This is a genomic window from Pseudomonas fjordensis, from assembly GCF_976987115.1.
The window spans coordinates 787,501-801,561 of sequence record NZ_OZ336860.1; the positions used below are offsets into that span (position 1 = coordinate 787,501).

The 14,061-nt window shown below is 59.7% G+C and carries 11 protein-coding genes and 2 rRNA genes (1 of these 13 only partly in view); 8 read left to right on the plus strand and 5 right to left on the minus strand.

The features are described 5' to 3' along the window. From ACWHXD_RS03350 to ACWHXD_RS03370, 5 genes are all read left to right on the plus strand, one after another. Window positions 1-1,697, plus strand: a 23S ribosomal RNA gene (locus tag ACWHXD_RS03350) (it extends 1,195 nt beyond the left edge of the window). Between the two features lie 158 nt (window positions 1,698-1,855). Beyond that, a 5S ribosomal RNA gene (gene rrf, locus ACWHXD_RS03355) occupies window positions 1,856-1,971 on the plus strand. Window positions 1,972-2,160: 189 nt separating this feature from the next. Then, window positions 2,161-2,820 (plus strand): paraquat-inducible protein A, encoded by a 660-nt coding sequence (locus tag ACWHXD_RS03360; protein ID WP_003188275.1) that lies wholly within the window; start codon window positions 2,161-2,163, stop codon window positions 2,818-2,820. Beyond that, entirely contained in the window at window positions 2,807-3,430 is a 624-nt protein-coding gene (locus ACWHXD_RS03365; protein ID WP_032893717.1) for a paraquat-inducible protein A, read from the plus strand. Before ACWHXD_RS03360 ends, ACWHXD_RS03365 begins: the two co-directional genes overlap by 14 nt. Next, window positions 3,423-5,726 carry a PqiB family protein gene (locus ACWHXD_RS03370; RefSeq protein WP_138761221.1) on the plus strand — a complete coding sequence of 768 codons (2,304 nt, stop codon included), beginning with the start codon at window positions 3,423-3,425 and terminating at the stop codon, window positions 5,724-5,726. The genes ACWHXD_RS03365 and ACWHXD_RS03370 overlap by 8 nt, the downstream gene beginning before the upstream one ends. 184 nt (window positions 5,727-5,910) lie before the next feature. Here ACWHXD_RS03370 and mksF read toward each other — a convergent pair whose 3' ends face one another. Genes mksF through mksB form a run of 3 tightly spaced genes read right to left on the minus strand, consistent with a single transcriptional unit; the run spans window position 5,911 to window position 10,722 of the window. Next, window positions 5,911-8,751, minus strand: coding sequence for an Mks condensin complex protein MksF (gene mksF / locus ACWHXD_RS03375; protein ID WP_032893715.1), 2,841 nt, complete (start codon window positions 8,749-8,751; stop codon window positions 5,911-5,913). After that, window positions 8,748-9,455, minus strand: coding sequence for an Mks condensin complex protein MksE (mksE, locus tag ACWHXD_RS03380; protein WP_138761222.1), 708 nt, complete (start codon window positions 9,453-9,455; stop codon window positions 8,748-8,750). Before mksE ends, mksF begins: the two co-directional genes overlap by 4 nt. Next, on the minus strand, window positions 9,445-10,722 hold the full coding sequence (gene mksB, locus ACWHXD_RS03385; RefSeq protein ID WP_032893713.1) for an Mks condensin complex protein MksB: 1,278 nt from the start codon (window positions 10,720-10,722) through the stop codon (window positions 9,445-9,447). The genes mksE and mksB overlap by 11 nt, the downstream gene beginning before the upstream one ends. A 187-nt stretch (window positions 10,723-10,909) precedes the next feature. On the opposite strand from mksB, the gene ACWHXD_RS03390 reads away from it, so the two are divergent. Together ACWHXD_RS03390 and rimI are read left to right on the plus strand one after the other, a co-directional pair. After that, window positions 10,910-11,656 carry a flagellar biosynthesis protein FlhF gene (locus ACWHXD_RS03390; protein ID WP_138761445.1) on the plus strand — a complete coding sequence of 249 codons (747 nt, stop codon included), beginning with the start codon at window positions 10,910-10,912 and terminating at the stop codon, window positions 11,654-11,656. Further along, window positions 11,649-12,101, plus strand: a complete 453-nt coding sequence (rimI, locus tag ACWHXD_RS03395) for a ribosomal protein S18-alanine N-acetyltransferase (RefSeq protein WP_003188286.1) — start codon at window positions 11,649-11,651, stop codon at window positions 12,099-12,101. Before ACWHXD_RS03390 ends, rimI begins: the two co-directional genes overlap by 8 nt. Window positions 12,102-12,234: 133 nt before the next feature. Here the strand turns inward: rimI and ACWHXD_RS03400 are convergent, their stop codons facing one another. Next, a complete protein-coding gene (locus ACWHXD_RS03400) occupies window positions 12,235-12,639 on the minus strand; it encodes a serine kinase/phosphatase (RefSeq protein ID WP_138761223.1) in 405 nt (134 codons plus the stop codon). A gap of 138 nt (window positions 12,640-12,777) precedes the next feature. On the opposite strand from ACWHXD_RS03400, the gene can reads away from it, so the two are divergent. Beyond that, complete coding sequence (gene can / locus ACWHXD_RS03405) at window positions 12,778-13,422, plus strand: carbonate dehydratase (protein WP_003188288.1); 645 nt, start codon at window positions 12,778-12,780, stop codon at window positions 13,420-13,422. Here can and ACWHXD_RS03410 read toward each other — a convergent pair. Beyond that, on the minus strand, window positions 13,419-13,943 hold the full coding sequence (locus ACWHXD_RS03410; protein ID WP_098949653.1) for an SET domain-containing protein-lysine N-methyltransferase: 525 nt from the start codon (window positions 13,941-13,943) through the stop codon (window positions 13,419-13,421). The genes can and ACWHXD_RS03410 overlap by 4 nt on opposite strands. Window positions 13,944-14,061 lie beyond the last annotated feature (118 nt).

The following is a 14,061-nucleotide window of genomic DNA, read 5'->3' on the forward strand; positions in this document are numbered from 1 at the left end:
CTGTGAAGGTGAGTTGAGAAGCTTGCTGGAGGTATCAGAAGTGCGAATGCTGACATGAGTAACGATAATGGGTGTGAAAAACACCCACGCCGAAAGACCAAGGTTTCCTGCGCAACGTTAATCGACGCAGGGTTAGTCGGTCCCTAAGGCGAGGCTGAAAAGCGTAGTCGATGGAAAACAGGTTAATATTCCTGTACTTCTGGTTATTGCGATGGAGGGACGGAGAAGGCTAGGCCAGCTTGGCGTTGGTTGTCCAAGTTTAAGGTGGTAGGCTGGAATCTTAGGTAAATCCGGGATTCTAAGGCCGAGAGCTGATGACGAGTTATCTTTTAGATAACGAAGTGGTTGATGCCATGCTTCCAAGAAAAGCTTCTAAGCTTCAGGTAACCAGGAACCGTACCCCAAACCGACACAGGTGGTTGGGTAGAGAATACCAAGGCGCTTGAGAGAACTCGGGTGAAGGAACTAGGCAAAATGGCACCGTAACTTCGGGAGAAGGTGCGCCGGTGAGGGTGAAGGACTTGCTCCGTAAGCTCATGCCGGTCGAAGATACCAGGCCGCTGCGACTGTTTATTAAAAACACAGCACTCTGCAAACACGAAAGTGGACGTATAGGGTGTGACGCCTGCCCGGTGCCGGAAGGTTAATTGATGGGGTTAGCTAACGCGAAGCTCTTGATCGAAGCCCCGGTAAACGGCGGCCGTAACTATAACGGTCCTAAGGTAGCGAAATTCCTTGTCGGGTAAGTTCCGACCTGCACGAATGGCGTAACGATGGCGGCGCTGTCTCCACCCGAGACTCAGTGAAATTGAAATCGCTGTGAAGATGCAGTGTATCCGCGGCTAGACGGAAAGACCCCGTGAACCTTTACTATAGCTTTGCACTGGACTTTGAATTTGCTTGTGTAGGATAGGTGGGAGGCTTTGAAGCGTGGACGCCAGTCTGCGTGGAGCCATCCTTGAAATACCACCCTGGCAACTTTGAGGTTCTAACTCAGGTCCGTTATCCGGATCGAGGACAGTGTATGGTGGGTAGTTTGACTGGGGCGGTCTCCTCCTAAAGAGTAACGGAGGAGTACGAAGGTGCGCTCAGACCGGTCGGAAATCGGTCGTAGAGTATAAAGGCAAAAGCGCGCTTGACTGCGAGACAGACACGTCGAGCAGGTACGAAAGTAGGTCTTAGTGATCCGGTGGTTCTGTATGGAAGGGCCATCGCTCAACGGATAAAAGGTACTCCGGGGATAACAGGCTGATACCGCCCAAGAGTTCATATCGACGGCGGTGTTTGGCACCTCGATGTCGGCTCATCACATCCTGGGGCTGAAGCCGGTCCCAAGGGTATGGCTGTTCGCCATTTAAAGTGGTACGCGAGCTGGGTTTAGAACGTCGTGAGACAGTTCGGTCCCTATCTGCCGTGGACGTTTGAGATTTGAGAGGGGCTGCTCCTAGTACGAGAGGACCGGAGTGGACGAACCTCTGGTGTTCCGGTTGTCACGCCAGTGGCATTGCCGGGTAGCTATGTTCGGAATAGATAACCGCTGAAAGCATCTAAGCGGGAAACTAGCCTCAAGATGAGATCTCACTGGAACCTTGAGTTCCCTGAAGGGCCGTCGAAGACTACGACGTTGATAGGTTGGGTGTGTAAGCGCTGTGAGGCGTTGAGCTAACCAATACTAATTGCCCGTGAGGCTTGACCATATAACACCCAAGCAATTTGACTACTCTAACGAGCATCAGATTGCGGTGTGTGAAGACGAAAATGAACCGAAAGTTCGACGCTCACAAAACACCGAGATCTATCACCTACCCAATTTGCTGAAGCGAGGCCAACTGGCCACGACTCAGTACCCGAATTTCTTGACGACCATAGAGCATTGGAACCACCTGATCCCATCCCGAACTCAGCAGTGAAACGATGCATCGCCGATGGTAGTGTGGGGTTTCCCCATGTGAGAGTAGGTCATCGTCAAGATTAAATTCCGAAACCCCAATTGCGAAAGCAGTTGGGGTTTTGTTTTGGGCGCTGAAAAGTGTCCACCTTGTCCCCGTCCATTTGTTCCCCCAAACCCCGACCTGACTACCCCGATAAATTTGCACAGTTATTTCTGAGCGACACCACTAGAATAGCCACCTAACCATTTTTAGAGTCAGAGCCCTATCTATGCCCGATCCGGTTGACGCCCGCGAGGTGTCGGATTTACCGCTGGACGACTTGGTGGCATGCCATGAGTGCGACTTGCTGATGCGCAAACCAACCCTCGCCCTCGGCGAAAAAGCCCAATGCCCACGCTGTGGCTACGAGCTATACGCTCACCGGCACAATGTGGTCGAGCGCAGCCTCGCCTTGGTACTGGCAGCCCTGCTGCTGTACATCCCCGCGAACTTTTTGCCCATCATGCAGCTCAATCTACTCGGGCAGTCCTCGGAGGACACCGTGTGGAGCGGCGTCGTCGGCCTGTTCGATACCGGTATGCAAGGCGTTGCCGCCGTGGTGTTCCTGTGCAGCATGGGCATCCCCTTGCTAAAGCTCCTGTGCCAATTGGCCGTGTTGCTCAGTATTCGCTGGAACATCGGTCGCAACTACGGGCTGCTGCTATACCGCATCTACCACCACATGAAGGACTGGGGGATGTTGGAGGTCTACTTGATGGGTGTGCTGGTGGCGATCGTAAAGCTCGCCGACATGGCCTCCATCACCATTGGCCTGGGTCTGGTCTGCTTCGTCAGTTTATTAATGGTCCAAGTTCTGCTTGAGGTGGTGATGTCGCCCCATCAGATCTGGCAAGCGCTGTCAGGAGAGGATGACCATGCGGGCGATTGATGCGGGCATTCTGATTTGTACCGAATGCCATGAGTTGAACAAGCAGGACGCGGATACCGATGAGCAGCTCTGCACCCGTTGCGGTGCATTGATCCATGCCCGTCGTCCCAATAGCCTCACGCGCACCTGGGCGCTGTTGATCACCGCGGCGATCCTGTATATCCCCGCTAACCTGTTACCCATCATGACGGTCAACTCCCTCGGCCAAGGCGACCCCAGCACTATCATGTCGGGTGTCATCCAGTTGGTGCAGCACGGGATGTTCCCGATCGCTGCCGTGGTGTTCATCGCCAGTATCCTGGTACCGACCTTCAAGTTGGTCGGCATTGGCCTACTGCTGTTCTCGGTGCAGCGTCACCAACCGCTGTCCGCGCAACAACGCATTGTGATGTATCGCTTTATCGAGTTCATTGGGCGTTGGTCCATGCTGGATATCTTCGTGATCGCCATCCTGGTGGCGGTCGTTAACTTTGGGCGACTCGCCAGCGTCGAGGCCAACCTCGGCGCTGCGGCGTTCGCCAGTGTGGTGATCTTGACGATGCTAGCCGCAGTAACTTTCGATCCCCGACTGATTTGGGATAACACGGAGTCGGACGACGACCATGAGTGATTTGCCTAAAGCTAAAACCCGCCCAGCTTCTAACTGGTCGGCCATTTGGGTGTTGCCCCTGATTGCCCTGATCATCGGTGGCTGGCTGGGGTGGCGTGCCTATTCCCAGCAAGGTATCGAGATTCAAGTTCGCTTTGAAAGCGGCGAAGGTATTCAGGTCAACAAGACCGAAGTGGTCTACAAAGGCATGACCGTGGGTAAGGTGAAAACCCTGGCCCTGGATGACGAGGGCAGCAATCGCGGGGTGATCGCCACCATCGAGATGAACAAGGACGTTGAGCAGTATCTCAAGACCAACACTCGCTTCTGGTTGGTCAAGCCCAGCGTCAGCCTTGCCGGTATCACCGGCCTGGAAACCCTGGTCTCAGGTAATTACATTGCCGCCAGCCCAGGTGATGGCGAGCCCACGCGCAAGTTCAAGGCGCTCTCCGAAGAGCCGCCGTTATCCGACGCCAAGCCCGGCTTGCACCTGACCCTCAAGGCCGACCGCCTGGGCTCGCTGAACCGTGGCAGTCCGGTGTTCTACAAGCAGATTCAGGTCGGCCAGGTCAAAAGCTACCTGCTGTCCGAGGATCAGAGCACCGTCGAGATCAAGGTCTATATCGAACCGACCTACGCCAACTTGGTGCGCAAACACACGCGTTTCTGGAACGCCAGCGGCATCAGTATCGACGCCAACCTTTCCGGTTTGAAAGTGCGCAGCGAATCCCTCTCCAGCATTGTCGCCGGGGGTATCGCCTTCGCCACGCCAGAGAATCGCAAAGACAGCCCGCCCACCGACCCGAGCCTGCCTTTCCGCCTATACGAAGATTTCGATGCCGCCGCAGCGGGGATCAAGGTCAAGGTCAAACTCACCGACTTTGAAGGCCTGCAGGCCGGGCGTACGCCGGTCATGTACAAAGGCATCCAGGTCGGCAGCCTGAAAACCCTGAAGATCGACCCGGACCTGTCCAGCGCCAGCGCCGAGCTGACCCTCGACCCATTGGCCGAGGACTATCTGGTCGAGGACACGCAGTTCTGGGTGGTCAAACCGTCCATCTCCCTGGCAGGCATCACCGGCCTGGAGGCCTTGGTCAAGGGTAACTACATCGCGATTCGCCCAGGCGATAAAGGTACCCCGCCACAACGCGAATATGTAGCCCGTGCCAAGGCGCCGCCGTTGGACCTGCGTTCCCCGGGCCTGCACATGGTGTTGCTCACCGACAGCCTGGGCTCGCTGGATGTCGGCAGCCCGATTCTGTACAAGCAGGTCAAAGTCGGTTCGGTGCAGAGCTACCAGTTTTCGCGCAAGAAAAAACAACTGGTGATCGGCGTTCATATCGAGAAGGAATACGAAAGCCTGGTCAACGGCTCGACGCGCTTCTGGAATGCCAGCGGCGTCACCCTTACGGGCGGCCTCACGGGCGGTATCCAGGTCAAAAGCGAATCCCTGGCCAGCCTGATGGCGGGCGGTATCGCCTTCGAAACGCCGGAACCGAACGTGCCATTGAAACATCGCATCCCGCGCTTCCGCCTGTACGCCGACCGTGATGCCGCCAACCAGCACGGCACGCTGGTGACCATCAAAGTCGAGCGCGCCGACGGCCTGAGCGCCGGCACACCAGTGCGCTTCAAGGGGCTGGATGTGGGCAAGATCGAGAGTGTCGACCTCAGTGCCGACATGCAGTCGGTGCTGCTCAAGGCGCGTATCACCCAGGTTGCGGACCGCATTGCGCGTACCGGCAGTCAGTTCTGGGTGGTCAAGCCGGAACTGGGGCTGATGAAGACGGCTAACCTGGAGACCCTGGTCACCGGCCAATACATCGAAGTGCAGCCGGCCGCAAAAAACGCCGGCCCGCAAAAGAGTTTTGTCGCCCTGCCCCAGCCGCCCGAAGCGGTGCATCAGGAAGCTGGCCTGAGCCTCACACTCAGCGCCGCCCGCCGTGGTTCCTTGAAGGAAGGCGTGCCGGTCACCTACCGTGAAGTGACGGTCGGCAAAGTCATCGGCTATGAGCTGGGCCAGACCGCTGACCGTGTGCTGGTGCACATCCTGATCGAGCCCAAGTACGCGCCGCTGGTACGCAGTGGCAGCCGCTTCTGGAACACCAGCGGCTTTGGCCTCGACTTCGGTTTGTTCAAGGGCGCGACCGTGCGTACCGAGTCCCTGGAGACATTGGTGGCCGGCGGGATCGCCTTTGCCACGCCGGATGGCGAGCGCATGGGCAACCCGGCACGGCCGCAGCAGACGTTCCCGTTGTTCGACAAGTTTGAGGATGAATGGCTGACCTGGGCGCCCAAGATTCCACTGGGTAAATAAACCGAGGCGCGGCCTTCGCGAGCAAGCCCGCTCCCACATTCGATCGCATCCCTACGGGGAAACTCGGTCAACTGTGGGAGCGGGCTTGCCCGCGAAGAGGCCCGCCAAAACACCACAAAACCCAAGCCGAAAAAAAGGCCGCGATCCAAAAGATCGCGGCCTTTTTGCCTTTCAGTACAGCCCGTCAGACTTCATCCAGCTCCGGCTCGTCCGCCTGCACATTCATCGTCGCCTTGACCACATCATGGCGACGGATGTACTTCCAGTCCGCCTCATCAATGTAGATCCCGTTCGGCCCGCTGCCGCCTTCCAGGTCGATCGCCACCTGGGCGGACACCTGCGGCTTCACACTGGCCAGGATCGGCACAAAGCCCAATTGCAGGCTGGTTTCCAACAGCGCTGCCTGGTTCTTCTCATCGATGTCTGCCGCTTCATCCAGGTAATACGGCAAGCGCACGCGACCGGCCTGGTCGCGGTCCATCAGGTGCAGCAACAAGTACATGTTGGTCAGCGCCTTGATGGTCATGGTGGTGCCGTTGGACGCAGCGCCGTCGATGTCGGTATGGATCACCGGCTGGCCGTGAACCTTGGTGATTTCGAACGCCAACTCGAACAAGTCCTTGAGGCCCAACTGGTTATGGTTGGCGGCTACCAGGCGAGCCAGGTATTCCTTGGCTTCTTCGTTCTTGTTGTCCTGTTCGGCGCTTTGGCTGAGGTCGAACACCGAGAGGGTCTCGCCTTCTTCATACTGACCGGCACTGTGGATGATCTGGTCGATATGCTTGAGCGCTTCCTTGTTCGGCGCCAGTACGATGCGGAAGCTTTGCAGGTTGGAGACCTGGCGTTTGTTGATCTCGCGGTTGAACAGCGCCAACTGGTGTTCCAGGCTGTCGTAGTCGCTGCGGATATTGCGCAGGGTACGGGCGATATCGGTGACCGCTGCACGGCGCGCCTTGCCGAGGGTCAGCGCTTCGTCGGTACGGTGCGCATAGGCGTTGATCAGCAGTTGCAGGCGACGCTCGACATCATCCTCACTGTCGAACTTGGCCACGCCCTTGAGGCGCACCTGGGCGTACAGCGCTTCGATCTGGCCATCGGCGCGCAGCAAGCCCTGCCAGCTGTCCTGATAGTCATTGAGCAGCGGCAACAGGTTGTCCATGGAGTCGTCGACCGGGTCCATGAACGGCGTGCCGAACGGCAGGTCCGCCGGCAACAGCTGACGACGGCGCAACGCGTCATCCAGCGTGCGCTGCTTGGCTTCCATGTCGCCGATCTGGCGACCGACCAATTGCAGCTTGGCCGACAGTTGCTGGACGCGTTCGGTAAAGGCATCGCTGGAACGCTTCAACTCGTCCTGGGCCGCTTCCATCTGCGCCAGGTTTTCCAGTTTCTCGCCTTCTTCGGCGCTCAGGGTCTGGGTGCGGCGGAAGTCTTCCAGGGCCTTCTGGGCATCCAGTACCTGCTGGTACAGCGCTTCGGTCTGGGTCTTGCTTGCGGCGCGGTCAGAGGCCACGGCCTGCTGGGTTTTCAGTTGCTTGAGTTCTTTTTCCAGGCGCTCTTTCTGGTCACGCAACGCGGCGCGGTCCGCCAGGGCTTGCAGGGCCGGCGGCTCGATGTGCGAGATGTCGATGGACAGCCCCGGCACTTCAAAGCGCTCGCCCTTGAAGCCATCGAGGATCTGCTCCAGGGATTTGACCCACTGGCCGTCTTCGTCCAGCGTGATGCCATGTTCGCCCAGTGGCAGGCTGAACAACGAGCTATTGAACAGGCGCATCAGGCGCTCGACATCCTGTTGCGAGAACTCTTCACGCAGCTTGGCGTAGCTGTTGTTGTCCGCGTGATCGAGCTGCTGCTTGACCGACTTCAAGCGCTTTTCCAGGTCGCGCAGGCGCTCTTCCAAGTCCTCGGCGCTGAACTGTCGCGACTGCGCCAAGGCGCCCGCCAGTTCATCGTGGGCGTCCTTGGCGGCGAGCAGTTGTTGCTCCAGCATCTTGACGTCATCCACCAGGGCAAAGCGGTGCTTGAGCACCGACAACTCGCCCAACCAACGCTGGATGCCACTGATTTCCCGCTCCAAGCGCATCAGCTCCTGGGTGCCGCCGCGCTGGTCGTTCTGCAGCGCGTCTTGCTCGTTGCGGTAGTGTTCGGCCTGGATGGTCAGCTCTTCCTTGCGCGCGCTGGCGTAGTCCGACCAGGTGCCCAGCAATGAATCCAGCAGCGGCGACAGGCGATGCAGTTTGCCGCGCAGGGCGTCGCGCTGTTTCACGCCATTGGCCAAGGCTTCAACCAAGGGGCCGGCTGCCACCAGCGAGTTGTAGTCCTGCTCCATGCGTCGCACATCGCGGAAGGCTTCTTCACAGGCCGCGATGTAATCGACACTGCCCGAACGCAGGCTGTGTTCGAAGGCATCGAGGAACAGTTGCTTGAGCTTGGCCGCGGTGATTTCGCGCATGTGCAGCAGGTTGATAAACAGCGCGCGGAACGTCTTCAAGCTCTGCTCGCTGGTGGAACGCAGCGGAATCAGGGTCAGGTCCAGCGGGATAGACGTATGCCCGCCCACCAGCAAGCGCCGCAGCTCATCGGGCTTGAGTTCATAGGCTTTCAGGCCCTCGCGCTCAAGGTTGGTGAACAGCTCTTTCTGGCGCAGGCAGGTGTCGTTTTTCTGGTAGTGGGCCAGGTCCAGCTTGCCCGCATAGGCAAAGAACTGGTGACCAAAGCCACCGCCCGGGCCGCGACCGACCACGCCGATGACGTGGGGGCCGTGGGGCAGGGAGACTTCTACCAGGATGTAGCTGGTGTCGGTGGCAAAGTAGAAGCGCCGCGATTGTTCCAGGGTGTACTTGCCGAAGCTCATGTCCGACATGCGTGCCAGGATCGGGAACTGCAAGGCGTTGATCGAGGCGGATTTACCCAGGTTGTTGGCGCCGTACACCGACAGCGGTTCTTCCAGTGGGAACAAACCCAGGCTGTAACCGGCGGTGTTCAATAGGGCGAAGCGGCGGATGCCGTAGCGTTCCTTACTCATGCGTCGGTCTCCTGTTCTTCGGCAATGGCGCGGGCCAGGGCATCTTCTTCGCTTTCTTCGGTGAAGGCGCTCAGATCCAGCGGGTCGTCGGTCTTCAGCAGTTTTTCATCGCTGTCTTCGTCGATGATCACCGGCGCCGGCAGCGGCAATACGCTTTGCACGCTGGCGGCAAGGTCGCGGTCTTGCTGCACCGACAGGCACACATCCAGGAAGCGGTGCATCGGCGGCAGGAAGCGGTAGATACCGTTGTCTTCGCTGGCAAAACCCAGTTGGGTCATGCGGCGCATGATTTTTTCTTCGAGCTCTTCCTGGGTCTGTACCTCGGCCTGGATAAACAGGTCGCGGTATTTCTCCAGCAACGAAGGCAGCTCATCGCGGCCCAGGCTGCCACCGTCGAGCACGGCAATCGGGTCGCGACCCTGGTCGGCCAGGTGTTCGACGATGATGAAGGTAAACAGGGCCAGGCGCTGGGCGGTCTTGTTCACCTGCGCGGCAGCCACGGCAGTGTCCGGCACGAAGTAGTAGAAGCCGCGGGTATCGCACACGAGCTCAAAGCCCAGGGCCTTGAACAGCGTGCGGTACTGGTCCTGGAAGTTCGACAATTGCGCGTACAACTCCGGGTCGCGACGACTGACGTGGTAACCCTTGAACAGCTCGCGAAAGATCGGCGCCAGCTGGGACAGTTCGGATAGATCAAGATGCATAAGGCGTGCTCGCAGAATTCTCGGTGGCATCGACGCCGGCCGGGAGCAGGGCGAAGGAGCGCAGGCTGACCTGGTGCTCGTGGGTGTGGTAATCGCGACGTTCCAGGCGCTCGCGCTTGAAGCGTTTTTCCCGGGACAGGCGCGAGAACCAGTACAGCAATTCATCGGTGGCGCCGTCCGGTTCCTGCTCCAGCAGCCAGGTCATCAGGTCGGGCATCGGCAGCGCGTCTTCGCAGCGCTCGAGCATTTCCTTGACCGTACGCGGTGCGCGCTGGGCTTCGCCTTTGTGGGACTTGTGCGCCTTGGGGAAACGCGCCGGTTTGGGTTCGAAATTGGCCAGGGCATACACATAGGCTTCGACCTGGCTGGCACTGCCCAGGAAGGTGCTTTGCGGCCGGGTGAACATCGGCATCGCCGCTTGCGGCACCGCATCCAGGCCTTTGCGGCGAATCGCCGACAGGGCCAGCGCCGCGCCGCGAGTCACGGCGTTATGCCGGCGTGCTTCTTCACGCAGCGGCAGCAGCAACTCCCGCGCATGGCGCAAGGTCAGCTGGGCGCTGGTTTGCATTTCGAGGATGCGCGCGTGGGTGCGCAGCAGCATGTCGTCATCCACCAGGTGGCCAAGACGCTGTTGCTCGGTGAGCATGCGCAGCAGCACGTTTTCCACCTTGCGTACGCCTTGCTCGAAGGCGCCGTCGGCGTTCACCAGCTGGATCATCGGCTCGACGTATTCGTCCCAAGTCGCCAATACTTCGGCGTAACGCTGGCGCAACGGGATCTGCCGGTCGCTGGTCTTGGCGCGGTCGGCCACGGCGGCGAGGGCTTGTTCATCGTTGGCGAGCTTTTTGAGCACATCGCGCACGCGCATATCCAACAGGCGCAGTTGCCGGGCCAGGTCGTGGCCGTCGCGGATGTCGAAGGCGTCCTGGATGTAACCGGCCAGGCGCTCCAGGTGGCGCAGGTAGGCTTCGATTTCCAGGCACAGGCCAAGCCGGTGCTCCTTGCGAAGATAGGCGAGGAAGTCGTGGATCTGCGCGTTGAGCTCGAAACGGTTCGGGCTCTTGGCGACAGGCACCAGGATATCCAGGCGAATCCATACGTCCAGCAGGCTGGTGATGTCCTGGGGCGTGCTGTCCAGTTGTTGGGCGGCCAACTGCGCGCGCAGCTCGGCCAGGCTCAGGGTGCCTTGGTCGAAGTGTTCGCACAGAGGCTCAAGTAAGGCCCAGTGTTCGGCGAGGGCGCGCAGGACGCGCTTGGGTTCGATCATGGGAATGGCCGGCTGGTTGGCGATTAAAAGTCGCGATTGTACTGCATCACGCGCGGGATTTATCCACAGCCGGTCAGTGCGCAGTGGGCGATTGTGGCTGAACAGCGGTAGAATCCCCGCTCTTTACTTATCCACAAGTGGCCGAGCTGTGCTTATCGAGTCCCGACGTCGCGCTTACTTGACCGCCATGCAGGTGGTCAACTGGCTGCCCCGCACCGAACTGCCGTTTGCCGCGCCGTCGCGGCCCGAGTTGTTGCAGGCGCTTGAGCCCTATGAGGCGTTCGAGCCGTCGGGAGAAGAAGCGGCCGCGCCCGTGGCGGTGGTCAAACCCACCCCTGAGGCGCGCCCGGCGGTCGAGCGGGCCAAGATCGAAGTGCCGCGCCCTGCGCCGGTGACCAAGGCTGCCAAGGTGATGGAGGAGGCTGCTCCCGTGGCCAAGGCGCCGGTGGTGCCGCCGCCACGCTTTGCCCTGCAATTGCTGCGGGCCGGACGTTGCCTGGTGCTGGTGGAACTGCCGACCGGCGAACGTTTCCAGTCCCGTGACCCGGCCTACCTGTTGCTCAAGGACATGCTGCGCGCCGCCGGCCTGCCCGACAGCCCGCAAATTGTCGGTGAGCCGGTGCGCTGGCCGCTGCTGGTGCGCGGTACCATGGACCAGGGGCCCGAGGCCGCGCGAGATTTCGTCCAAGGGTTTGTCTCGGCGCGCTTGGAAGACGAGCCCTGCGTGTGCCTGTGGCTGATCGGCCTGCCCGCCGTGCGGTTTGCCGGTGAAGCCAACGCCGAGGCCTGGTACCGCGAGCTGCAGGTTGAAGGCCTGGGTTCGGTGTGGGCCCTGCCGGGCCTGGAATTATTAATGGAAGAGCCACAGCGTAAGGCTGATGTCTGGCAAGCCATGCGCCGGCTGATGGCGCGCTGGAAAACAACTGATGAGTGAGGCTTTATCCTTCCGCCCGATGACCGAGGCCGACCTCGACGCCGTGCTGAAAATCGAATATGCAGCGTTCAGCCACCCCTGGACCCGCGGGATTTTCCTCGACGGGCTGGGCAAGTACCAGATCTGGCTGATGTTCGAAGGCGAGCAGCAAGTGGGCCATGGGGTGGTGCAGATCATCCTCGATGAAGCGCACTTGCTGAACATTACCGTGAAACCGGAAAACCAGGGCCGGGGCCTGGGCCTGGCGCTGCTGGAACACTTGATGTCCCGTGCCTATGCGGCCAATGCCCGGGAATGTTTCCTGGAAGTGCGTGACAGCAATACCGGCGCGTTTCGGTTGTACGAGCGCTATGGCTTCAACGAAATTGGCCGTCGCCGGGATTACTACCCGGCAGTCGGTGGCCGCGAAGACGCGGTCGTGATGGCCTGCACCCTCGTCGACTGAACAACCGTGAGCTGTAGGAGCGAGCTTGCTCGCGAAAAACGTCAACGATAACGCGTGCTTCCTGGATGAGCGCGGCGCCTGTGGGTTTTTCGCGAGCAAGCTCGCTCCTACACCTACATAGGGTGATGATCGATCAGCGCTTGCGGTTCAGCGGGTCCAGATCCGCCAGTTCCGCCTCATCCAAGCCATTCCCGCCCCCAATGTCATTTTCTCCCACGACGCTCAAGTCGTAGTCGGCGGCATTGTCTTCGCCTTGCTCCTGCGCATCCCGCGCGCCATCCTCACGGATCAGCGTTTCCGGGCTCATATCATCATCGGTAGCTTCATGATCATCCGTCGAAGCCCCGGTGAGCCCGGCTTCGCGTACCCGTTCGTCGGGCATCAAGTGGTCGCGTTCACCGCGCGGCAACTCGTCGCCGATTTCTGCGGTCTGGTCGGGCTCGTCAAAATCCAGCTCGCGCATCTCACCCATGCGGTCTTCGTTGTCATCGATCGGTTCGGGCTGTGTTGCGCCGTAGGGACGTCGTGATTCAGTCATGGCCAATCCTCATAATGTGGGGCTTATAGTGTGTGGACAGGCATGGCCGCCAAAAAATTCAAGCTAATTAGCGCCTGGCGTGACCCGGACGAGGGCTTGTCAGTCACAAAACTGCGCATCATTCCTGAGGCTTCCCTGATGAACGAACTACAAGACCTGCTTGATAACAACGAACGCTGGGCGGACGCGATCAAACAGGAAGATCCCGAATTCTTCGCCAAGCTCGCCCGCCAGCAAACCCCGGAATACCTGTGGATCGGCTGTTCCGACGCCCGTGTACCGGCCAACGAGATCGTCGGCATGTTGCCCGGTGATCTGTTCGTGCACCGCAACGTCGCCAACGTGGTGCTGCACACCGACCTCAATTGCCTGTCGGTGATCCAGTACGCGGTGGATGTGCTCAAGGTCAAACACATCCTCGTCACTGGCCACTACGGCTGTGGTGGCGTGCGTGCGTCGATGCAGGACCGCCAGTTCGGCCTGATCGACGGCTGGCTGCGCACGATTCGCGACCTTTACTACGAAAACCGCGATGTGCTGGCCCAATTGCCCACCGAAGAAGAGCGCGTAGACCGCATGTGCGAACTCAACGTGATCCAGCAGGTGGCCAACGTCGGCCACACCAGCATTGTGCAAAATGCCTGGCACCGTGGGCAGAGCCTGTCGATCCATGGCTGCATCTATGGCATCAAGGACGGCCGTTGGAAGAGTTTGAACACCACCATCAGTGGCTTTGAGCAACTGCCGCCGCAATACCGCCTGCGTCCGTTGGGCGAAGCCTAAGGTCGCTTGTGCTCGCGCCACCAGGCCATGAAGGCCTGGCCTTCGGCGTTCAGCGGCTCCTTGTTGCCGGTGATCCAGCCCCGGCAGTTCAGCTCGCCGCAATGGCAAGCGAACTGCCGGGCCAGCGTGTCTTCGGTGGTGGCGTAATCCAGGGTCAGCAGGCTGCCGGCGTGGATGGGTTGCACCGTCCATAGCTCCAGGTACGTGGTGTCCAGAAACACGTTCGGGTTGCAGGAGTGCTGTAACAGGCCGCAGAACCAGCAATCGTACAAGTGGATGCGGGGTGACAGTTGCAGTGTGTGCGGGCGACGTTCACTCACGGCATAACCGGAAACCTGGGCAATGCGCATGCGACTCTCGAAGGCCACGCGCGCCATGACCCTGGCTGCAACCCCTTCAGCCTCTTGCTTGACCTCAAAGTGCTCGGTCGAGGGGTAACCCTGTTCCACGAGCAGCGTCTTGAAGGGATAGAGGCAGTCATTCACAGCCGTTTTAGCCTTATCCATGGCTCGAGTTTTCATCACTCTCCTGAGCGGGGCTGCATGGACGTGCGGGTGTGATGGCCAGTCTTGCAGCAAATGGGCGCGGCCCCAGATTCGCCGAAGTGGGATCCTATTTCTACTGTCAAAGTTGACAGTA